This is a genomic window from Kitasatospora sp. CB01950 (genome assembly GCF_001905465.1).
Classification (GTDB): Bacteria; Actinomycetota; Actinomycetes; order Streptomycetales; family Streptomycetaceae; genus Kitasatospora.
On the sequence record NZ_LISX01000005.1, the window covers coordinates 245,818 to 266,842 of the forward strand.

Annotated in this window: 21 protein-coding genes and 1 riboswitch; of the genes, 13 read left to right on the forward strand and 8 right to left on the reverse strand. The window is 74.7% G+C overall.

Annotation, left to right across the window (positions count from 1 at the left end):
- The first annotated feature begins 17 nt into the window (after nt 1–17).
- The 4 genes from AMK19_RS15595 to AMK19_RS15610 all read left to right on the forward strand — a co-directional run bounded on the left by AMK19_RS15595 (nt 18) and on the right by AMK19_RS15610 (nt 4,463).
- A complete protein-coding gene (locus AMK19_RS15595; RefSeq protein ID WP_073812077.1) occupies nt 18–674 on the forward strand; it encodes a class I SAM-dependent methyltransferase in 657 nt (218 codons plus the stop codon).
- Nucleotides 675–904: 230 nt separating this feature from the next.
- Complete coding sequence (locus tag AMK19_RS15600; RefSeq protein WP_073812079.1) at nt 905–2,308, forward strand: hypothetical protein; 1,404 nt, start codon at nt 905–907, stop codon at nt 2,306–2,308.
- A 7-nt stretch (nt 2,309–2,315) separates the two neighbouring features.
- Nucleotides 2,316–3,296 carry an N-acetylmuramoyl-L-alanine amidase gene (locus AMK19_RS15605; RefSeq protein ID WP_073812080.1) on the forward strand — a complete coding sequence of 327 codons (981 nt, stop codon included), beginning with the start codon at nt 2,316–2,318 and terminating at the stop codon, nt 3,294–3,296.
- 207 nt (nt 3,297–3,503) lie between these two features.
- Nucleotides 3,504–4,463, forward strand: a complete 960-nt coding sequence (locus tag AMK19_RS15610; RefSeq protein ID WP_073812082.1) for a hypothetical protein — start codon at nt 3,504–3,506, stop codon at nt 4,461–4,463.
- A gap of 105 nt (nt 4,464–4,568) precedes the next feature.
- On the opposite strand, the gene AMK19_RS15615 is transcribed toward AMK19_RS15610, so the two are convergent.
- The 3 genes from AMK19_RS15615 to AMK19_RS15625 are packed head-to-tail and all read right to left on the reverse strand — an operon-like array spanning nt 4,569 to nt 7,764.
- Nucleotides 4,569–5,648 carry a prenyltransferase gene (locus AMK19_RS15615; protein ID WP_073812084.1) on the reverse strand — a complete coding sequence of 360 codons (1,080 nt, stop codon included), beginning with the start codon at nt 5,646–5,648 and terminating at the stop codon, nt 4,569–4,571.
- Nucleotides 5,645–6,394: a class I SAM-dependent methyltransferase gene (locus tag AMK19_RS15620; protein ID WP_073812085.1), complete on the reverse strand. Its 750-nt coding sequence runs from the start codon at nt 6,392–6,394 to the stop codon at nt 5,645–5,647. The genes AMK19_RS15615 and AMK19_RS15620 overlap by 4 nt, the downstream gene beginning before the upstream one ends.
- A gap of 47 nt (nt 6,395–6,441) precedes the next feature.
- Nucleotides 6,442–7,764: a glycosyltransferase family 4 protein gene (locus AMK19_RS15625; RefSeq protein ID WP_073812087.1), complete on the reverse strand. Its 1,323-nt coding sequence runs from the start codon at nt 7,762–7,764 to the stop codon at nt 6,442–6,444.
- A gap of 246 nt (nt 7,765–8,010) precedes the next feature.
- On the opposite strand from AMK19_RS15625, the gene AMK19_RS15630 reads away from it, so the two are divergent.
- From AMK19_RS15630 to AMK19_RS15655, 6 genes are all read left to right on the forward strand, one after another.
- Nucleotides 8,011–8,676, forward strand: a complete 666-nt coding sequence (locus AMK19_RS15630; RefSeq protein WP_073812088.1) for a TetR family transcriptional regulator — start codon at nt 8,011–8,013, stop codon at nt 8,674–8,676.
- 66 nt (nt 8,677–8,742) lie between these two features.
- A riboswitch (cobalamin riboswitch) is annotated at nt 8,743–8,830 on the forward strand.
- Nucleotides 8,831–8,915: 85 nt separating this feature from the next.
- Complete coding sequence (locus AMK19_RS15635; protein ID WP_073812089.1) at nt 8,916–10,436, forward strand: prenyltransferase/squalene oxidase repeat-containing protein; 1,521 nt, start codon at nt 8,916–8,918, stop codon at nt 10,434–10,436.
- 29 nt (nt 10,437–10,465) lie between these two features.
- Nucleotides 10,466–11,125, forward strand: a complete 660-nt coding sequence (locus AMK19_RS15640) for an SCO2322 family protein (RefSeq protein WP_241844423.1) — start codon at nt 10,466–10,468, stop codon at nt 11,123–11,125.
- A 2-nt stretch (nt 11,126–11,127) separates the two neighbouring features.
- Nucleotides 11,128–12,267, forward strand: a complete 1,140-nt coding sequence (locus tag AMK19_RS15645) for an energy-coupling factor transporter transmembrane component T (RefSeq protein WP_083646862.1) — start codon at nt 11,128–11,130, stop codon at nt 12,265–12,267.
- On the forward strand, nt 12,264–13,868 hold the full coding sequence (locus AMK19_RS15650) for an ABC transporter ATP-binding protein (protein WP_073812092.1): 1,605 nt from the start codon (nt 12,264–12,266) through the stop codon (nt 13,866–13,868). The genes AMK19_RS15645 and AMK19_RS15650 overlap by 4 nt, the downstream gene beginning before the upstream one ends.
- Entirely contained in the window at nt 13,865–14,680 is an 816-nt protein-coding gene (locus AMK19_RS15655; protein ID WP_073812094.1) for an ECF transporter S component, read from the forward strand. Before AMK19_RS15650 ends, AMK19_RS15655 begins: the two co-directional genes overlap by 4 nt.
- On the opposite strand, the gene AMK19_RS15660 is transcribed toward AMK19_RS15655, so the two are convergent.
- From AMK19_RS15660 to AMK19_RS15675, 4 genes are all read right to left on the reverse strand, one after another.
- Nucleotides 14,677–16,152, reverse strand: a complete 1,476-nt coding sequence (locus AMK19_RS15660; protein ID WP_073812096.1) for an alpha/beta hydrolase — start codon at nt 16,150–16,152, stop codon at nt 14,677–14,679. The two genes, AMK19_RS15655 and AMK19_RS15660, sit on opposite strands and share 4 nt — an antisense overlap.
- A gap of 226 nt (nt 16,153–16,378) precedes the next feature.
- Nucleotides 16,379–16,699: an antibiotic biosynthesis monooxygenase family protein gene (locus AMK19_RS15665; protein WP_073812097.1), complete on the reverse strand. Its 321-nt coding sequence runs from the start codon at nt 16,697–16,699 to the stop codon at nt 16,379–16,381.
- An 80-nt stretch (nt 16,700–16,779) separates the two neighbouring features.
- Nucleotides 16,780–17,838 (reverse strand): CU044_5270 family protein, encoded by a 1,059-nt coding sequence (locus tag AMK19_RS15670; RefSeq protein WP_073812099.1) that lies wholly within the window; start codon nt 17,836–17,838, stop codon nt 16,780–16,782.
- A complete protein-coding gene (locus AMK19_RS15675; RefSeq protein WP_198953337.1) occupies nt 17,835–18,467 on the reverse strand; it encodes an RNA polymerase sigma factor in 633 nt (210 codons plus the stop codon). Before AMK19_RS15675 ends, AMK19_RS15670 begins: the two co-directional genes overlap by 4 nt.
- A gap of 83 nt (nt 18,468–18,550) precedes the next feature.
- On the opposite strand from AMK19_RS15675, the gene AMK19_RS37220 reads away from it, so the two are divergent.
- Together AMK19_RS37220 and AMK19_RS15685 are read left to right on the forward strand one after the other, a co-directional pair.
- Nucleotides 18,551–18,799: a hypothetical protein gene (locus tag AMK19_RS37220; RefSeq protein WP_073812103.1), complete on the forward strand. Its 249-nt coding sequence runs from the start codon at nt 18,551–18,553 to the stop codon at nt 18,797–18,799.
- A complete protein-coding gene (locus AMK19_RS15685; protein ID WP_073812105.1) occupies nt 18,796–19,383 on the forward strand; it encodes a hypothetical protein in 588 nt (195 codons plus the stop codon). Before AMK19_RS37220 ends, AMK19_RS15685 begins: the two co-directional genes overlap by 4 nt.
- Before the next feature lie 7 nt (nt 19,384–19,390).
- Here AMK19_RS15685 and AMK19_RS15690 read toward each other — a convergent pair whose 3' ends face one another.
- Nucleotides 19,391–19,915, reverse strand: a complete 525-nt coding sequence (locus tag AMK19_RS15690) for an anthrone oxygenase family protein (protein WP_338015790.1) — start codon at nt 19,913–19,915, stop codon at nt 19,391–19,393.
- Between the two features lie 104 nt (nt 19,916–20,019).
- On the opposite strand from AMK19_RS15690, the gene AMK19_RS15695 reads away from it, so the two are divergent.
- Nucleotides 20,020–20,970 (forward strand): AraC family transcriptional regulator, encoded by a 951-nt coding sequence (locus tag AMK19_RS15695; RefSeq protein ID WP_073812109.1) that lies wholly within the window; start codon nt 20,020–20,022, stop codon nt 20,968–20,970.
- The last annotated feature ends 55 nt before the right edge of the window (nt 20,971–21,025 follow it).

Genomic DNA, 21,025 nt, shown 5'->3' on the forward strand with positions numbered 1-21,025 from the left:
CCCCGCAGGAGCGCCCGATGACCGACCCGTCCGCCGCGGCCACGCCCGACCCGCAGGTGCTCGCCGCGTTCCGCGCCGCCACCGGCTTCATGCCCGAGGACGAGGGCCTGGCGCTGTACGCGGCCGCGCTGGACGCCGCCGGGCGCACCGGGCTGCCGGTGCTGGAGATCGGCACCTACTGCGGGCGTTCGGCGATCCTGCTGGCCGACGCCGCCCGCCGCGCCGGCACGGTCGCCCTGACCGTCGACCACCACCGCGGCTCCGAGGAGCAGCAGCCCGGTTGGGAGTACCACGACCCCGGGCTGGTGGACCCGGAGGTCGGGCTGATGGACACCCTGCCGCGGTTCCGCCGCACCCTGCACGCGGCCGGGCTGGAGCCGCACGTGGTGGCGCTGGTCGGCCGCTCCCCGCAGATCGCGGCGGTGTGGCAGAGCCCGCTCGCGCTGGTGTTCATCGACGGCGGACACACCGACGAGCACGCCACCGGCGACTACCGGGGCTGGGTCCCGCACCTGGCCGAGGACGGCCTGCTGGTGGTCCACGACGTCTTCCCCGACCCGGCGGACGGCGGCCAGGCCCCCTACCGGGTGTACCTGCGGGCGCTGGACGAGGGCTTCGAGGAGGTCTCGGTGACGGGCTCGCTGCGGGTGCTGCGCCGCGCCGCCGCGTCCTGACCCGTCTTCACCACTGCTCCACGGCCGGGCCCGATTTTCCGGCCCCGGCCGGGAACGATCATCGCCGTTCCGGCGTCGTCCCCACCGCGACGCCTTGCGGACCGCCGTGACCCGCCGCGCCGACGGCCGGTACGGTGTCGGGGCGGCAGACGGCGGACGGCCGGTGCGGGGCACGGTCGGACGACGGCGGCAGGCATCGGCGGGTCAGTAGGCGGGGGCGAGGACAGCGCATGACGGAACAGGGCAAGGCCGCGCGAGCGGTGTGGGATCCGACCGCGAACAACGGCGCGGGCGGCTGGGTCCGCCGGCCGATGGCGGACGACCCGGCGGCCGCGGGTCCGGCCACCACGGCGATCCCGCTGCCGAAGTTCGACGTCGGCCCGGTCACGCCCGTCGCCCCGGTGTCCCCGGTACCCCCGCTGCCGCCGCAGCCCGGGGCGACGCCGACCGCCGTGGCCCCCGGCCCGGCGACCCCGGTCCGCGGCCCGCAGCAGGCCCCCGCGCCGATCCCCGCACCGGCGCCTGCGCCGCAGCCCGCCGCCCAGCAGCCCCCGGCGGCCCCGCAGCAGAGCTTCGGCGGTCAGCAGTTCCCGCCGCCGGGCCAGAGCTTCGGCGGCCAGCAGCAGTTCGACCAACAACCGTACGAACAGCAGCAGTTCGGCGCCCCGCAGCCCCCGCCGGGACCGCCGGGACCGCCGGGACCGCCGCCGAGCTTCGGCGGCCAGCAGAGCTTCGGCGGTCAGCAGTTCCCGCCGCCGGGCCAGAGCTTCGGCGGCCAGCAGCAGTTCGACCAGTTCGGCCAACAGCCCTACCAGCAGCCGCAGTTCGGCGGCCCGCAGCCGAGTTACGGCGGCCAGCAGAGCTTCGGCGGCCAGCAGCAGTTCGCGGGCGGGTTCGCCGCGCAGGAGCCCGAGTTCGACTACGAGGACGACCCGCGGCGGCGGCGCACCCCGGTGCTGGTGGGCGCGGCGGTGGCGCTGCTGGTGCTGATCGGCGTCGGCGTGGTGTGGGCGGTGAAGAACAGCGACAGCGGGACGCCCGAGGCGAAGGGCGGCGCTTCCGCCCCGGCGCCGGCCCCGCCGCAGGGCGGCCAGGGCGGCGGCGCCGCACCGTCGACCCCACCGTCCGCCGACCCGTCCGCGTCGCCGTCGAGCTCGTCCTCGGCCGGTCCGGGGGCCTCGGCCCAGGCGAAGGCGCTGGACGCGTTGCTGACGAAGGGCGAGAACGCGAAGGCGCCGATCGGCAACGCGGTGGCGAAGGTGCGCAGCTGCCCGCCGAAGGCGGAGATCGACGCGGCCGCGAAGGTGTTCGACACGGGCGCCCAGCAGCGCGACCAACTGCTCGCCGATCTGGCCCAGTTGCACACCGACAACCTGCCGGGCGGGCCGGAGGCGGTGGCGAAGCTGAAGGACGCCTGGCAGCAGTCCGGGGACATCGACCGGGCGTACGCGGCGTGGGCACGCGCCGTCTCCTCGCAGGGCTGCGCGAACAACACGGTGCCCAGCACGGCCGACCTGAGCCGTGCCAACGACCTCAACCCGCAGGCCACCCAGTCCAAGAAGGACTTCGTGGCGAAATGGAAGCCGATCGCCGACACCTACGGTCTGACGGTTCGTACCTGGGACAGGATCTGAGGGACTCGTGACCGGCCGCACCACCCCGCCCCCCGTCGAGCCCGACCCGTACCCCGACCCGGAGCGGCGCACCGCGCGCTGGCGGCCGGCCGTGAAGCTGGCGAGCGTGGTGCTGCCGGTCTGCCTGATCGGCTGGCTGGGCTGGCAGGCTGTCGCGAACAGCGCGCGGGACGTCACCGCGCACCCCTCGGTGTCGCCGCACTACGCGGAGGGCGACCGGGTCGACGCCTCCGACCCGCCCGCGCCGGAGAGCGGCCCGTCCGCCGACGAGGCCGCGCCGTCGCCGTCCCCGTCGCCGTCCGCGAGCGCGTCGAACCGTCCGCTGTCCGGGAAGACGGTGCTGCTCGACCCGGGCCACAACGCGGGCAACGTCAAGCACACCTCCGACATCAACCGGCAGGTGAACATCGGCAACAGCCGCAAGGAGTGCGACACCACCGGCACGTCCACCAACGCGGGCTACTCGGAGGCCGATTTCACCCTGGACGTGGTGCACCGGGCGCGGCAGATCCTCCAGGACCGGGGCGCGACCGTGGCGCTCACCCAGGACGGTGACCGGCCGTGGGGTCCGTGCATCGACGAGCGGGCCCGGATCGGCAACGAGGCGAAGGCGGACGCGGCGGTCTCCGTCCACGCGGACGGCGCGCCGGCGTCCGGCAGCGGCTTCCACGTGATCATGCCCGCGAAGGTGGTGTCCGGCCCGGCCGACACCTCGGCGATCGTCGATCCCTCGCACCGGCTCGGCGTGCTGCTGCGCGACACGTTCACGTCCGGCACCGGTGAGCCGACGTCGAGCTACATCGGCCAGCAGGGCCTCGACACGCGCAGCGACCTGGGAGGACTCAACCTGTCGAAGATCCCGAAGGTGTTCATCGAGTGTGGCAACATGCGCAACACCGGCGACGCCGGACGGATGTCCGACCCGGAGTGGCGTCAGCGCGCCGCGCAGGCCGTCGCCGATGCTCTGACCAGCTATCTCACGGGGTGAGCCGACCAGCCCGAACCGACCGTCCCGTACCCGTCCTGTCCTCGTGCCGGATGCTCCTCCCGGTTGTCCGGTTCGTACCGGATCCGGAGGGCGCTGTGCACACGGCGTCGCGTTGGCCCTAGGCTTTTGCCCCGTCGTACCGCTCCGGTACCACGGGGGCTCGGTCACCGCCCGCCGACCACGACTACACCAATGAGGGGAACGTCAGTGAACCTGCGCGCTCTCACCAGGGGAGACGCCGCCGTCGCCGGTGCGGCGGTACTGCTCCTGATTTCGTCCTTCCTGCCCTTCCGGAAGCTCGACTGCTCCGGCAAGTACTGCCCGGCCGACGCGTCGTCGAACGCCTGGGCCTCGGGTCTGTTCCCGTTGCTGCCGTCGGTGGTGCTCACCGGCCTGATCGGCGCGGCGCTGATCCTGCTGTTCCGCTTGCAGAAGGAGAACTGGGGCAACAAGCAGGTCGCCGGTCTGCGGCTGGACCAGTGGGGCACGGCGCTGTCCGTGCTCTCGTTCTGGGGCTGCCTGTGGACGCTGCTCGGCTGCCCGACCGCCCTCACCAACGGCGCCGGCGCCTACCTGTCGCTGCTCTCCACGCTGGCGCTGGCGGGCGCGGTGATCGCCGGTCCGCTCGTCCCGGCCCTGCAGGGGCCGCTGCTGTCGGACGCCCCGTCCCCCGCGGCGACCACCCCGCAGCCGTTCCCGCCGTACGGCGGCCAGCCGGGTCAGCCCGGTCAGCCCGGCGCGTACGGCTACCCGGGCGGGCAGCAGCAGCCGTTCCCCGGCCAGCAGCAGCCGCAGGCCGACCAGACGGTGCCCGCCGCCCAGCAGTTCGGCGGCCAGCCCGCCGGCGGCTACGGCTACCCGGCGCCCGCGCAGGCCTCCGCCCCGGCCCCGCAGCCGGCCGCACAGCAGCCCACCGCCGTCCAGCCGGCCATCCAGGACCAGGTTCCGCCGCAGGCCGCGGCCGCTCCGTTCGCGCCGTTCTGGTTCGCCGTTCCGGCGGTCCGTCAGCTGGCCAACAAGGACAACCCGGCGGCCCCGCCGGTCGGCGACCTGGTGCCCGGCACCTGGTACCTGGCGGTCGACCAGCGCGGCGCCGCGCTCGTCGCCCAGCTGCCCGACGGCACCCACGGCGTCCTCAACGACACCGCGGGCATCCAGCGCGGCTGACGCCCGCTCAGGGGCGCGCGTCGGCCGACGCACAACCCCGCGTACACCAAGAGGTCCGCCCGAGGAGGGAACTCCCTCCCCGGGCGGACCTTTGCGCAGGCCGGTTCAGCAGCAGTCGCCGACGACCAGCCCCGCCGGCAGGTGCTCCCCGCCGAACACGCTCACCGTCGCGTGGTCCCCGCCGAGCGCCGCGACGGCCAGCAGCAGCGCGCCCGCGGTCCAGGTGGTGCGCTCCTCCGGCCAGATCGCGTCGTCCTCGAACACGAACCCGGTCCAGTACGACCCGTCCTCGTGCCGCAGGTGCTGGATCCAGCGGAGGATGTCGACGGCCCGGTCGGACTGCCCGGCCGCCCACAGTGCGAGCGCGAGTTCCGCGCTCTCGCCGCCGGTGACCCAGGGCCGGTCGCTGACGCAGCGGACGCCGAGGCCGGGCACCACGAACCGGTCCCAGTCGGCGGCCAGCCGGCGCGTCGCGTCCTCGCCGCGGAGCGCGGTGCCGAGCACGGGGTAGTACCAGTCCATCGAGTAGCGGTCCTTGTCGAGGAACCGCTCGGGGTGGTGCGCGATGGCGTGCCGGAGCCGTCCGGCGGCCAACTCCCAGTCGGGCTGCGGCCGGTCGAGGTGGTCGGCGATGGCGAGTCCGCAGCGCAGGGCGTGCAGGATCGAGCAGGAGCCGGTGAGCAGCGCGTCGGTCGCGGCGGTGCCGTCCTCGTCCTGCCGCCAGGCGATCGCCCCGCCGGGGAGGCTCAGCCGGACGGTGTGGTCGAGGGCGCGGCTGACGGTGGGCCAGATCCGTTCGAGGAAGCGGTCGTCGCCGGTGGACAGGTGGTGGTGCCAGGCGCCGACGGCGAGGTACGCGCAGAAGTTGGTCTCGCGGGCGCGGTCGGTGGCGGTGCCGTCGGCGGTGCCGTCCTGGCCGTAGGCGTAGGCGGCGTACCAGGATCCGTCGGGGTTCTGCCGGTCGGCGAGCCACTGGTAGGCGGCTTCGGCGGCGGCGTGTTCGCCGGCGGTGTCGAGGGCCATCGCGGCCTCGGTGTGGTCCCAGGGGTCGAGGTGGCCGCCGTGGAACCAGGGGATCGCGCCGTCCCTCTGCTGGTGGGCGAGGATCGAGCGGACGGTGTCGGCGGCCTGGGCGGCGTCGAGGACGCCGTCCAGCAGCAGGGCCGCGGGGACGGCGGCCGTCACTCGCCGGCCTGCGGCTGCTGCGGCTGCTGCGGCTTGCTGGCGTACACCACGAAGGACTTGCCGATGACCGGGTTGAGGGCCTTCTCGGCGGCCTTGGTGAGGCTGGAGATGACGGGGGTGCCGACGATGTCCCAGACCAGCAGCTGGTGGAAGGCGCGCACCGGCAGGGCCTTGTCGTTGTTGACGCCGACGGCGCACTTGATCCACCAGTACGGGGAGTGCAGGGCGTGCGCGTGGTGGTTGCCGTAGGGCTGGAGGCCGGCCTCGCGGACCTTCTCGATCAGTTCGTCGCCCTTGTAGATGCGGATGTGCCCGCCCTCGACCTCGTGGTACTCGTCGGACAGCGCCCAGCAGATCTTCTCCGGCAGGTAGCGGGGCACGGTGACGGCGAGCAGTCCGCCGGGCTTGAGGACGCGGACCATCTCGGCGAGCACGCCCTTGTCGTCGGGGATGTGCTCCATCACCTCGGAGATGATGATCTTGTCGAAGGTGTTGTCGTCGAACGGCAGGTTCAGCGCGTCGCCCTCCATGGCGGTGGCGCTGGCCCCGGCGGGCGCCTCGCCGGCCTGCTCCATGGCGGCGAACCACTTGCGGACCTCGGCGATCTCCTCGGCGTTCCGGTCGAGGGCGATCACGTTGGCGCCGCGCCGGTAGCACTCGAACGCGTGCCGGCCACCGCCGCAGCCCAGGTCGAGCACCCGGTCGCCTGGGGCGAGCGGGAAGCGGGAGAAGTCGACGGTCAGCACTGCGGGGCTCCCATTCACGAAGGGGTGGTACGGGTGTTGACGGTCAGTCAGCCGACGTAGCGCCAGCCGGGTCCGGAGCGGGCGGCGGCGCCGGTTCCGGTGGCGATGGCGGCCCGGTAGCGGTCGGCGGTGAGTTCGGCGGCGCGGGCCCAGGTGAATCGTTCCAGCACGCGGGCCCGTCCGGCCTCGCCGAGCCGGGTGCGCAGCGCGGGGTCGTCGAGCAGTCGGCCGAGTGCGGTGGCGAGCGCGCCGGCGTCGCCGGGCGGGACGGCCAGGCAGGTCTCGCCGTCGGGTCCGGCGACCTCGGGGATGGCGCCGCCGGTGGTGGCGACCAGCGGGGTGGCGGTGGCCATCGCCTCGGCGGCGGGCAGCGAGAAGCCCTCGTAGAGCGACGGGACGCAGGCGGCCTCGGCGGAGCGGTAGAGGTCGACGAGTTCGGCGTCGGTCAGGCCGGTGCGGAACTCGATGTGCCGCTCCAGCCCGAACCGGCGCACCGCGTCGGCGACCGGGCCGTCCTCCTTCTGCGGCTTGCCGACGACGACCAGGTGGGCGTCGCGTTCGGTGCGGACCTTGGCGAGTGCCTCGACCAGGTGCACCAGGCCCTTGAGCGGGACGTCGGCGCTGGAGGTGGCGACGATCCGGCCGGGCACCCGGGCGATCGTGTCGGACGGCGACCACAGGCGGGTGTCGGCGCCGATCGGGACGACCGAGATGGCGTCGGGGGCGGCGCCGAGGTGGTCGGCGATCTCGCTGCGGGAGCTCTCCGAGACGGTGATGACGTGCTCCAGCCGCCGGGCCACCCGCTGCTGCATCCGGGTGAAGGCGTACCAGCGGCGCTTGCCGAGCCGCTCCAGCCGGCCGGCGGCCGCGTCGATCTCCAACTGCCGGTCCACGGTGACCGGGTGGTGCACCGTGGTGACCAGCGGGAAGCCGTGCCGGGCCAGCCCGAGCAGGCCGTAGCCGAGGGTCTGGTTGTCGTGGACGACGTCGTAGCGGCCCTTGTGCCGGGCCAGGTACTGGCGGGCGCGCAGCGAGAAGGTCAGCGGCTCGGGGAAGCCGCCGGTGCGCATCACCGCGAACTCCAGCAGGTCCACCGGGCCGCGGAACTCGGCGGCGGCGGGGGTGCGGAACGGGTCGTCGGCGCGGTACAGGTCGAGGCTGGGCAGTTCCACCAGCCGCACCGAGCCGGGGCCCTCGACCTCGTCGAGCACCGGGTACGGCTGGGCGCCGATCACGTCGACGTGGTGGCCGAGCCGGGCGAGCTCCCGGGACAGGTGGCGCACGTACACGCCCTGGCCGCCGCAGAACGGGTCGCCGCGGTACGACAGCAGGGCGATCCGCAGCGACGGCGGCGGCGGCAACGCGGTCATCCGAGGCCCCTCTTCCCTACGTACCGGGACCGGCGACGGACAGGGCCGCCGACCGGTAAAGTAGATCACGTTTCACAGTGGTGCAGGCTCGCTGTCGGGGAAAGTGAACAACGAGAGACCTCGAAGATTACCGGGCCGTAGCTTGCCGTCAGGAGCCGTGGCAGGTGATTCACGCCACGCTCCGCAGCCGCCTGTTGCGCCCTGTCCCAGCAGCCCTCCCCTCCGATCCTCGCCCCGGGAGTGAACGTGACCGCGAACGCCACCGCCGACGGGACGCTGACGCCGCGCCAGGCCGAACGCCGCCGGGGCATCCTGCGGGCGGCGACCGCGCTGGCCGCCCGCGGCGGGCTGGAGGCGGTGCAGATGCGCGAGGTCGCGGAGAGCGCGCAGGTCGCGCTGGGCACCCTGTACCGCTACTTCCCGTCGAAGGTGCATCTGCTGGTGGCGGTGATGCGCGAGCAGCTGGAGCGGCTGCACGAGCAGGTGAGACGGCGTCCGCCGACCGGCGCGGACCCGGCGGCCCGGGTCGCCGAGGCGCTCACCCACGCCTTCCACGCGCTGCAGCGCGAACCGCGGCTGGCGGAGGCGATGGTGCGCGCGCTGTCCTTCGCGGACCGCTCGGTGGGCAGCGAGGTGGACGAGGTCGCTCAGGTCACCTCGGCGATCGTGCTGGAGGCCGCGCAGCTGCCCGACCCGCCGACCGCCGGCCAGCAGGCGGCGCTGCGGGTGGTCGCGCACACCTGGCACGCGACCCTGCTGGCGTGGCTGTCGGGGCGCGCCTCGCTGGCCGAGGTGCGGGCCGACCTGCACACCGCCGCCCGGCTGCTCACGCTCGCGTCGCCCGCCGCGACCGAGGACGAACTGCAACCCGTTCCACCACCTCCGAGGGGTGCCGCGCCGGTCGGCGGCTAGAGTTCTGGGGGCGCGGGACGGCCCCCACCGGACCGCCGACAACTTCACATCGCCTCCGAGGCCGGGGGAAGCCGGTGCGATTCCGGCACTGACCCGCAACCGTGAGCTGCGCCGTTCCGGCGGCGCGGCGCAGTCGGACTGCCCGGCCGGAGACGAGCGGCCCTCCTCCGTCGTGGGTCTACGGGCGGCCCGTGCGCACGGGTCCGCTGTGCGACCGCTCCCGAAAGGCTTTCACCCCCATGCTGACCGCTGCCCGACTGGGCGCCGCCGCGCTGGCAGGCGCCCTGCTCGCCGGCGTCGCCGCCGTGCCCGCGCTCGCCGACGACCCGGCCTCCCCCTCGCCCGAGGCGTCCGTCTCCGGCTCGCCGTCCGTCTCCGATTCGCCGTCCGGTGCGGTCTCGGAGTCCCCGTCGGGCTCCGCGTCCGGCTCGGCGTCGGGCTCCCCGTCCGGCTCGGCCTCCGGTACCGCGTCCGGTTCGCCGGCCTCGTCCGGGGTGCCCGCCGGGCTGTACGGCAAGGGCGACCCGCAGTACGACGGCGTGTGGCGGCAGTCGCTGGCGCTGCTCGCCCTGCACCAGGAGAAGGTCGAACCGGCCGAGGCGGCCGTGAAGTGGCTGCTCGACCAGCAGTGCGCGGACGGCGGCTGGCCGTCCTACCGGGTCGAGGGCGCAGCCTGCGTCCCCGCCACCGAGGACTCCAACGCCACCGCGATGGCCGTCCAGGCGCTGACCGTGCTGGGCGACCACAAGGAGCAGGTCACCCGCGGCACCGACTGGCTGCGCGCCACGCAGACCGTGGACGGCACCTGGGCCTACAATCCGGGCACCCCCGGTGACGCCAACTCCACCGCGCTGGCGGTGAACGCACTGCTGGCCGCCGGCCTCGACCCGGCCACGACGGCCGTCCCCGGCGGGCAGTCCGCCTACCGCGGGCTGGCCTCCTTCCAGCTGGGCTGCTGGACCTCCGCCGAGCAGCGCGGCGCGTACGTCTACCAGCCGGTCGCCGGCGCCCCGGCCGCCCCCAACACGCTCGCCTCCGCGCAGGCGCTGCTGGCCGCCGCGGGCGGGCACCTGCCGGTGACCACCGCCGACCGCAAGGACGCCGCACCGAAGGCCCTGGCCTGCCCGGACACCCCGGGCGACGGCCCGGTCGCGCACACCGACTCCGCCGAGGCGGACGCCTCCTGGCTGACCGGCCGGCTCGCCGCGAACGGGCAGCGCCTGCTGCTGGACACCCCCGGCGCAGCGGCCACCGCCGACTACAACGCGACCGCCTGGTCGGTGCTCGGCCTGGTCGCCTCCGGCCACGCCGCCGACGCCACCAGCGCCGCCGACTGGCTGGCCGGCAACGGCTACGCCTGGGCCGCGCAGGGCAGGAGCGGCACCGACCCGGCGGCCGCCGCCACCCTGGTGCTGACCGCCCGCGCCGCCAAGCTCGACCCCTACAACTTCGGCGGCGCCAACATGGTGCAGCTGCTGGTCGACTCCGGCCCGAAGCCGAAGGCCGGCCCCACCGCCGGCGACCCGGAGGCCACCCGCGCGCCCGGCTCGGCGATCACCGAGCCCGACGAGAACAGCGGTTTCTCGGCGGGCTGGCTGATCGGCGTCGGCCTGGCCGTCGGCGTCGGCGCGACCGTCCTGCTCAGCCTCAACCGGCGCCGCCACAACCAGCTGGCCGCCGCCGCGTCCGCCGAGCACACGCCCACCGGGAACGCGTCGGGCGAGGGCACCGCGGGCGAGCAGCCGGAGCAGCACCGGTGACCGGCCGGAAGCTCCGAACTCCCGCGCCCGTGGCGGCCGTTGTCGGCCTGCTCGTGGTGCTCGGGGTACTGGCGGCGGCGCTCGGCCCGGCCGCCGGGTCCGCGTACGCGGCGGACTACCGGTACTGGTCGTTCTGGAAGGGCGGCGCGGACGGCTGGTCGTTCCAGCAGGTCGGGCCGACCGCGAACGTGCCCGCGGACGGCGCGGTGGACGGCTGGCGCTTCGTGCTCAGCCCGGACGGCGGCCAGGACGCGCCGCGGCCGTCGCTGCCCGCCGACTTCGGCGCCACCTGCGCGAACACCGCGCCCAGCAGCGGTCACAAGCGGGTCGCCGTGGTGCTCGATTTCGGCACCGCGAAGGACGCCCCGAACGGTGAACAGCCCGCCGAGGCGAAGTCGTTGTGCGCCTCGGTGCCGACCGGCGCGAACTCGGCGGAGGTGCTGGCCGCGGTGGCCCCGCCGCTGCGCTACGACTCCGGCGGGCTGCTGTGCGCGATCGCGGGCTACCCGCGCGCGGGCTGCGGCGAGCAGGTCGCGGCCGGCTCCGGCTCCAACTCCTCGTCGGCGTCCGGCGGTTCGGCCGCGAAGGGCGACGGCGGGCCGGCCGTCGGCGTGTTCGTCGGGGCCGGCGCGGTGGTGCTGCTGGGCGCTGGCGCGGTCTGGCAGGCCCGTCGCCGCCGCACCCGCTGACCATGTCCGTCGACCGACTGCGCCGCGACGCCCCCGGGTCCGCCGGCTCGGGGGCGGTGCACAGCCGTGCCCTGCCCCGGCAACTGCACCCGGGCGCCTGGTGGCTGTGGTCGCTGGGCCTCGCGGCGGCGGCCAGCCGGACCACCAACCCGGTGCTCCTGCTGCTGATCCTGGCCGTCGCGGGCTTCGTGGTCGCCGCCCGGCGCGGCGACGCGCCGTGGGCCCGCTCGTACGCGGCGTTCCTGCGCCTGGGCCTGCTGGTGCTGGCCGCCCGGGTGGTCTTCGCGATCGTGCTGGGCTCCCCCGTCGGCGGCACCCACGTCCTCTTCACGCTTCCCCAACTCCCGCTCCCCGCCTGGGCGCAGGGCGTCCGGCTGGGCGGTTCGGTGAGCCTGGAGGGCATGCTGTTCGCGCTGTACGAGGGCCTGCGGCTGGCGGTGCTGCTGGCCTGTGTGGGCGCGGCGAACGCGCTGGCCTCGCCGTCGCGGCTGCTGCGGTCGCTGCCGGGTGCGCTGTACGAGGTGGGCGTGGCGGCCGTGGTCGCGATGACGTTCGCGCCGAACCTGGTCGGGGACGTCCGGCGGCTGCGCGCGGCACGCCGCCTGCGCGGCCGCACCGACCGGGGCGTGCGGGCGGTGCTGTCGGTCGGACTGCCGGTGCTGGAGGGCGCGTTGGAGCGTTCGGTGGCACTGGCGGCGGCGATGGACACCCGCGGTTTCGGTCGCACCGCCGACGTCTCCCGCCGACTGGCGCGCACCGCGGGCGCGTTGACGCCGGTCGGGCTGCTCGGCGTGTGCAGCGCGACGTACGGGCTGCTCACCGCGGGCAGCCACGCCTGGGCGGTGCCGGTGCTGCTGGCGGGCGTCGCCGCGTCCGGCGCGGGCCTGGCGCTCGGCGGCCGGCGCTCCGTCCGCACCCGGTACCGGCCCGACCCGTGGGCGCTCCCCGAGTGGCTGACGGCCGTCTCGGGCGCGCTGGTCGCGGCCGCCCTGATCTGGTACGCGGGCCACTGGCCGGAGGCCCTGACGCCGTCGGTGGTGCCGCCGACCGCGCCCCGGCTGCCGCTGCTGCCCGCCGCGGCCGTGCTGATCGGCCTGCTGCCCGCCTTCGTCACCCCCGAGCCGCCCCGGAGCACCCGGTGATCACTTTCGAACAGGTCGGCGTGGAGTACGCCGACGCCGACGGACCCGCCCTGCGCGGCGTCGACCTGACGATTCCGGAGGGCGAGCTCTGCCTGCTGGTCGGCCCGTCCGGCGCCGGCAAGTCCACCCTGCTGGGGACCGTCTCCGGCCTGGTGCCGCACTTCACCGGCGGCGTCCTGACGGGCCGGGTCACCGTCGCGGGCCGCGACACCCGCCACCACCGGCCGCGCGAACTCGCCGACGTGGTCGGCACCGTGGGCCAGGACCCGGCCGGGCACTTCGTCACCGACACGGTCGAGGAGGAACTCGCCTACGGCATGGAGTCGTTGGGCCTGCCGCCCGCCGTGATGCGCCGCCGGGTCGAGGAGACCCTCGACCTGCTCGGCCTCGCCGACCTGCGCGGCCGGGCGCTGTCCGCGCTCTCCGGCGGCCAGCGCCAGCGGGTCGCGATCGGCTCGGTGCTGACCGTCCACCCCAAGGTGCTGGTGCTCGACGAGCCGACCTCGGCGCTCGACCCGGGCGCAGCCGAGGAGGTGCTGGCCGTCGTGCAGCGGCTGGTGCACGACCTCGGCACCACCGTCCTGCTCTCCGAGCACCGGCTGGAGCGGGTCGTCCAGTACGCCGACCAGGTGCTGCTGCTGCCTGGGCCCGGTGAGCCGCCCGTGCTCGGCGACCCGGCCGAGCTGATGGCCCGCTCGCCCGTCCGGCCGCCGGTGGTCGACCTCGGGCGGCTGGCCGGCTGGAGCCCGCTGCCGCTCACCGTCCGCGACGCCCGTCGCCGCGCGGCGACGCTGCGCGAGCGCCTGCCCGCGCCGGCCGTTCCCGCCGCCGGCCCGCCGACCGGGCCCGCGATCGCCGCCGCCTCCCGGCTGGTGGTATCCCGCGGTCCCGTCCCGGCCCTGCGCGGCGTCGAACTCGCCCTGTTCCCGGGGCAGATCACCGCACTGATGGGACGCAACGGCGCCGGCAAGTCCACCCTGCTGGGCAGCCTGGTCGGCCTGCACGCCCCCGACTCCGGCACCGTCCGGGTGAACGGCCTCGTCCCGCACAAGTCCCGCCCCAAGGACCTGATCCGCTCCGTCGGACTCGTCCCGCAGGACCCGCGCGACCTGCTGTACGCCGAGACCGTCGCCGACGAGTGCACCGCCGCCGACCAGGACGCCGCCGCCGAACCCGGCACCTGCCGCGCCCTGTTGGCCGCGCTGCTCCCCGGCATCGACGACCGGTGCCACCCCCGCGACCTCTCCGAGGGCCAGCGCCTCACCCTCGCCCTGGCCGTCGTCCTCGCCGCCCGCCCGCCGGTGATCCTCCTCGACGAGCCCACCCGCGGCCTCGACTACGCCGCCAAGGCCCGGCTGGTCGAGATCCTGCGCACCCTCGCCGCCGACGGCCACGCCGTGCTGCTGGCCACCCACGACGTCGAACTCGCCGCCGAACTCGCCCACCGCACGGCCGTCCTGGCCGAGGGCGAGATCGTCGCCGACGGCCCCACGCCGGAGGTCGTGCTCGCCTCCCCGACCTTCGCCCCGCAGACCGCGAAGATCCTGCCCCCGTACCTCACCGTCCCCGAAGTCGCCGCTGCCCTGCGGGAGTTGCCATGACCTCCCGAGACCTCGCCCGGCCGGTCCCGCTCGGGCGGCGCTCGATCCTGGCGCTCGCCCTGGTCTCCGCGGTCGGCGTCGCCGCGTTCGGCTGGCCGCTGCTCGCCGCCCGCGACTCCGACCTGGTCGGCCACTCCACCGACGCGCCCTGGCTGTTCGCCCTGCTGCTGCCGCTGCTGCTGGCCGTGCTGGTCGCGCAGTTCTCCGAGGGCCGCACCGCCGGCGGCGCGCCCGGTCTGGACGCCAAGGCCGTCGCCATGCTCGGCGTCCTCGCCGCCGCCGGCGCCGCCCTGCGGCCGCTCGGCGCGGGCACGGCCGGGCTGGAACCGATGTTCTTCCTGATGGTGCTCTCCGGACGCGCCCTCGGCCCCGGCTTCGGCTTCGTCCTGGGCGCGCTCTCCATGTTCGCGTCCGGCCTGCTCACCGGCGGCGTCGGCCCGTGGCTGCCGTTCCAGATGCTCGCCATGGGCTGGGTCTGCCTCGGCGCCGGCCTCCTCCCGGGCGCCGCCCGGCTGCGCGGCCGCCCCGAGCTCCTGATGCTCGCCGTCTACGGCGTCGTCTCCGCCGTCGGCTACGGCACCGTGATGAACCTCCAGGGCTGGCCGTACATCGGCGGCCTGAGCACCTCGATCTCCTTCGTCCCCGGCGACCCCCTGCCCGCGAACCTCGCCCGCTTCGCCCTCTACTGCCTCACCACCTCCCTCGGCTGGGACCTCCCCCGCGCCGCCCTCACCGCCGTCCTCTGCCTCACCGTCGGCGGGCCCCTGCTGCGCACCCTCCGCCGCGCCACCCGCCGCGCGGCCTTCCGCTAGCTGCTGCTGCAGGTGACGTCCTTCGCGGGCAGCCGGCCCGTGGTCAGGTAGCGCGTGAAGGCGCTGTCCGCGCAGGACGGGCCGGCCACCAGCACGCCGTGGCCCTCGCCGCCCGCCACCGTGATCATCCGCGCGCCGTGCAGGGCTCGGCGCATGCCCTGCGCCATGGCGAGCGTCGCCTGCGGGTCCCACTGGTTCTGCACGATCAGCGCGTCGACCTCGTTGTTCACCACCGTCGCCGGCTCGACGGCCGCCGACTTCCAGAACGCGCACGGCTGGACGGTCGCCCCCAGGTCGCCGGCCAGCGGATACCTGGCCCGGTCGGCGATCGCGTCCCGCCGGTACTGCTCCGGGTCGCGCGGCCAACTGCGGGTGTCGCCGCAGAACACCGCCCAGGTCACGGCCGTCATATTGTCGTCCGCGGCCATCGGCGGGACACCCGGCACGGCCGGCCCGCCCGCCGCCGCGGCCTTCAGCGCCACGATCCACGGCGTGACGGCCTCCACCTGCACGAACGCGCGGTACCCCGCGCGGATGGCGTCCCCGTCCATCCCCCGCCCGTCCTCGGTCGGGACGGGCGTCCGATCGGCCTGCGCCACCAGGTCCCAGTACGTCTTGCGCACCTCGGCCGCCGTGGCCCCCAGCCCGTACGCGGCGTTGCGCGCGGCGGCCCACTCCGTCCAGCGGGTGAAGGCGAGTTCGGCCGCCGACGACCAGCCCCGGAACGAGTCCCGCCAGGCGAGCTTCGGATCGAGCGCGCTGTCGAGCACGATCCGGTCCGACCGCTGCGGGAACATCTGCGTGTAGACGGCGCCCAGGTACGTCCCGTACGAGTACCCGAAGTAGGAGATCCGCCGCTCGCCCAGCACCGCCCGGACGACGTCCATGTCCCGCGCCGTGTTGCGGGAGGTGATGTACGGCAGCACGTCCCCCGCCTTCTCCCAGCACTTGTCCGCCACCGACCGGGCCCGCTCCACGTCCTTCCCGAACGTGGCCTCCTTGTACGGGTGTTGGATGGTCCGCTGGTCCTCCGTCAGGTCGCAGGCGATCGGCGAACTCCGCCCCACCCCGCGCGGGTCGAACCCGATCAGGTCGAACCGCGCCCGCACCTCCGCCGGCAGCATCGGCTCGAACTCCACCGGCATCGTCAGCCCCTGGCTGCCCGGACCCCCGGGGTTCATCAGCAGCACCCCGTGCCGCTGCTTCGCACTCCCCGCCTTCACCCGCGAGATCGCGACCTCGATCGACCGCCCCGTCGGCTTCGCGTAGTCCAGCGGCACCTTCACCTTCGCGCACTCGAACGCCGGCAGCCCGTCCGTCTCGCAGCGCTCCCAGCGGAGTTCCTGCTGCGCGTACCGCTGCAACGGATCCCCCGCCGCGAACGCCGCCCCCGGAGCGAGCCCCGCCACCACGGCCGTCACCGCCCCCACCGTCAGCAGGGAAGCCGTCCGTCCGTCTCGCCGCAGCGCCATGCCAGTCCTCTGTGCCGAACCAGTACCTCGAATTGCCTCCAGTCTCCGTTCCACCACCCCCTCCCCACGTACCGCCGCAGGACGGCCCGCCCCTCCAACTTCCGGCGTACGCCGCCCCCCTGACGTCCCGCCGGAGTCCCACCCCCCGTCATCCTCCGGGCGAACCCCTCCCGAACAGCACGAGGGCCGCTCCCGCGCGGGGAGCGGCCCGAAGGAACGACAGCGCCTACTCGCGACCGGCCCCGGCCGACTGCACCACCTCGAACGACCACAGCTCCGACCCGGTCGCCGCCGGCTTCGGCCGCTCGCCCCCGCCCTGGTGCGCAGCCTTCATCGGGCCGCCCTCCATCCACGCGAGGTACGACTCCTCGTCGCGCCACCGCGTGTACACCAGGTACTGGTCCGTCCCCTCCACCGGCCGCAGCAACTCGAACCACTCGAACCCGTCCGAGTTCTCCACCGCCCCGGCCCGCGCGGCGAACCGCTGTTCCAACACCTCCCGCTGCTCCGCAGGAACAGTCAGCACATTGATCTTCACGACGCTCATGCCGCCATCCTCCCCCACCTCACACGACAGCCCCCGGAAGCCTCGACACGAGACCGCCGGGGGCTTCGCGCGCCGGTGGGTCAGGCCTGGTGGGCGGCGGTCTGCTTGATGCCGTCGACGACCGTCCGTGCCGTGACGGCGCTGGTGCTGATGACCGTGCCGGGCTTGATCAGGCCGCCGTCGGCGGGATCGGCCTCGACCTGGACGGCGCGTGCTCCGAGGAAGGCGAGGGACGACTTGTCGAAGATCCACTCGCTGCGGACGCCGGTCTTCGGCTCGAAGCGGGCCACTGCGACCCCGTGGCGGCCGACGGCGTCGACCGCGTCGTCCACCTGGGCGACGCCGGGAATCTTGGCGGCGGCCTTGTAGAGCGCGGCCGCGAGCTGCGGAGACGGGTAGCTCTCGACGAGCAGGTCGCCGATGGTGACGAACGCCTCCGCGTCCGGGCCGGGGCCGTGGCCCGCCGTCTCCGCGTAGATCTTCTTCAGCAGTGCGTCGGGGTCGGTGGGAAGGGTGTTCAGGTAGTCGTAGGACGGCGCGTTGAGGTAGGCCGCTTCGTCGGTGTCGAGGGTGATGCCGTCCTTGTGCTGCTTGTCGATCAGCCAACCCCGGTGGCCGTCGGGCGACTTCCAGCTCCGACGGGTGTTCAGCGCCTCGCTGACCACCGAGCTCTTGCCCTTGTCGACCCGGATGTTGGTGCCGGCGACCTTCGACTCGATGTAGACGAACTGGCTCGCGCCCGGCTTCGGGACGGTGGTCTCCTGGGCGGCCAGCGAGATCCGGTCGAGCAGCTGGACGACTCCCTTCGGGTCGGCGACGCCGACGGTGGTGGTCAGGACGGGGCCGCCGTCCGAGGCGGCGACCTGGCCCGAATCACTGCCCGGGCTCAGGGCGGCGACGGCCACGATCGCGCCCGTCAGGGCGAACGCCGCCGCGGGCAGCAGGATCGCCCGGCGCAGGAACGGGTTGCGCCGCGCGGGGCGGGGGGTGGCGCTGTCGAGGTCTTCGTGGATCCGGGCCATCAGTTGCTCCTTGTGGAACTCGTGGCGGCCCGCCGGCAGATCCCGCTCCGCGGTCGGCCGGAGGCCATCGGTCTCCGGCCGTCCAGCCGGACGCGGCTGGGAGGGGCTGGCGTTCATCGGCTTCCTTCCGGTACGGGCCGGACCGCGGTCACGCGGTCACTCTTTGTCTGTCGAGTCCGGCGGGCGGGTTCCCGACTTTCCGCCACCAGTTCCGCCTGAGCGATTTTGCGCAGCTTGGTACGGGCGCGGGACAGCCGGGAGCGGACGGTCCCGACCGGAATGCCCAGGGCCTCGGCGGCCTCGGCGTACTCCAACCCCTCCCACAGGCACAGGATCAGGACCTCGCGCTCGGGCCGCCGCAACGTCCCGATCGCAGCGATCGTCACGGCGATCCGGCGCCGGTCGTCCACCTGGCCGGCCACCTCGTCGGCGTGGTCGGGCACCTCCACCTCCGCCGGCCCCGCCTGGGCGAGCGCCGCGGCTGCGGCCCGGTAACGCCGGTTGCTGCGGCAGTGGTTGCGGGCGAGGTTCGTCGCGACGCCCAGCAGCCACGGCCGCAGCGACCCGCCCTCGGCGGTCACCTTGCCGCGCAGCCGCCAGGCCTCCATGAACGTCGCCGACATGACGTCCTCGGCGACCGACCAGTCCGCGGTGAGCCGAAAGGCATGGTTGTAGACACTTCGGGCATAGCGGTCGAAAAGCTCCCCGAAGACATTCGGGTCCCCGGCCCGCACCCGGGTTCGCATATCTGTGATCACTCCTATGAGCTGTCCGGCACCGAAGGTCGAGTTCCCATGACGCACGTCACGCCCGCCCCTCCGGACGAATAATGGACAATCCACCGACCCTCGGCCAGCGCTACCTGCTCGACAACGCCGAGCAGATCGGCACCGGCACGGGCTGGAACGCCGCGCTGCTCTCGCACCGTCTCGGCTCGGCGAACGTCACCACCGTCGAACTGGACCACGCCTCGGCGGCCGACGCCCGACGGCGGCTGGGCCGGGCCGGCTACGCCCCCACCGCGGTGGGCGCGACGGCGCGACCGGGCATCCGCCGACCGCGCCCTTCGACCGCGTGATCGCCACCTGCCCGGTCGGGAGCGTGCCGCCCGCGTGGATCCGGCAGTGCCGCCCGGGCGCAGTGATCGTCGCGCCCTGGGGCCCGGAGTACGGCGGCGAGGCGACCGTGCGGCTGACGGTCCGCCCGGACGGGAGCGCCTGCGGCAGGTTCGTCCACTCCTCCGCCTTCATGCGCCTGCGTGCCCAGCGCAGCACCCGCCCGGCGAGCAGCCTCGCCCACCTGGACGGGCCGTGGCCTGCCGATGGCGTCCGCTCCACCACCGCCCTGTCACCGGACGAACTCGGCGACTGGACCGCGATGTTCGCGATCGGTGTCCGCGTGCCGGCGGTCTTCCCGTTGACGGAGCGCTACCCGGACGGCTCCTACACGCTCTGGTTGCACGACACGGCCGTCACCTCGTGGGCGACGGCCGACCGGGAGCCGGGGCGGGCCGGGTTCGAGGTGGTGCAGTCGGGCCCGCGCCGGCTGTGGGACGAGGTGGAGTCCGCGTGGCGGTGGTGGGACGGCCTGGGCCGGCCGGGGTTCGACCGGTTCGAGCTCACCGTCTCGCCGGGTGGCGAGCACACCGTCCGACTCGCCTGACCCCGGGTCAGGAGTTGCGGCCGGACAGTGCGAGCGCCCAGGTCAGGCAGGCGAAGGCGGCGGTGCTGGTGACGGCGCGGACCACGTTCCAGCGGACCCAGACGTCCTCGAAGGCGGCGCGGACGGCGGCGGGGTCGGTGAGCTTGTCGGGGGCGCCGGCGGCGGCGAGCTTGTCGTTGAGGGGGACGTTGATCGCGCCGGTGATGACCAGCATGGCGAGGTAGAGGACGGCCGCGGCGACGATCCACAGCAGGACGGTGCGGTCGCCGCCGCGCCACTGCAGGAAGCCGGCGGCGACGATGAGGACGAGCGCGCCGAGGAAGCTGAGCATGAACCAGCCGTTCAGGATGGCCACGTTGATGCGCTGCATGGTGTCGACGAAGGCGCGGTCGTCGACCTTGGCGAGGCCCGGCATCACCGAGCAGGCGTAGGAGTAGAACAGGCCCGCGGCGAGCCCGGCGGTGAGGGTCGCGCCGATCAGCGTCACCGTGCGAAGAACTGCCATGCCGTGGGCCCCCGTTCGTGTGGTCATGGGGAGAGTCAACCGGAGGCGGGGTTCAAGATCCATGGGCCAGAAGCTCGTTGACATGTGCGAGCGTCCACCCGGCGGGGCGCCGGACGTCTACGCTGGCGGCCATGGACGCGCTCGCCGCACTGTTGACCGGTCCCCGGGCCCAAGGGGCGTTCCTGCTGCGGTCGGTGTTCGACCCGCCGTGGGCGATCCGGATCGAGGACCGGGCGCCGCTGACGGTGCTGACCACGGTGCGCGGCGACGGCTGGATCGTCCCGGCCGGCGGCCCGCCGGTGCCGCTGCGGGTCGGCGACCTGGCGATCGTCCGCGGCCCGGAGCCGTACACCGTCGCCGATCGGCCGGAGACCGCGCCGCAGGTGGTGATCCACCCGGGGCAGGTGTCGACGACGCCCGCCGGCGAGCGGATGTGCGAGAAACTCGACCGGGGCGTCCGGACCTGGGGCACCGCCAGGGACGCGTCGACGGTGCTGCTCAGCGGCACCTACCAGCTGCACGGCGAGGTCAGCGGACGGCTGCTGCGCGCGCTGCCGCCGGTGCTGCGACTGTCCGCCGAGGAGTGGAGTTCGCCGCTGGTGGGCCTGCTGGAGGCGGAGATCGGACGGGACGAGCCGGGCCAGGAGGCGGTGCTCGACCGGCTGCTCGACCTGCTGCTGATCTCCGCGCTGCGCTGCTGGTTCTCGCGCGACGCCGGCGGCCACGCCCCGGCCTGGTACCGGGCGCACGCGGACGCGGTGGTGGGCCGCGCGCTGGGCCTGCTGCACTCCGACCCGGCGCGCGCCTGGACGGTGCACGAGCTGGCCGCCGAGGCGGGCGTCTCGCGGGCGGCGCTGGCCCGCCGCTTCACCGACCTGGTCGGCGAGCCCCCGATGGCATACCTCACCCACTGGCGGCTCGCCCAGGCCGCCGACCTGCTGGCCGAACCGGACGCCACCCTCACGGCGGTCGCCCGCCGGGTCGGCTACGGCAGCGGCTTCGCGCTCAGCGCCGCGTTCAAGCGGGTCCGCGGTCTCAGCCCGCAGCAGTTCCGCGAGCAGGCGGGCGCGGCGGCGGGCTGAACGCACCCCGGTCCGGACGTCCCTGTTGCCCCGTGGGATGGTCCTGCATAATCAC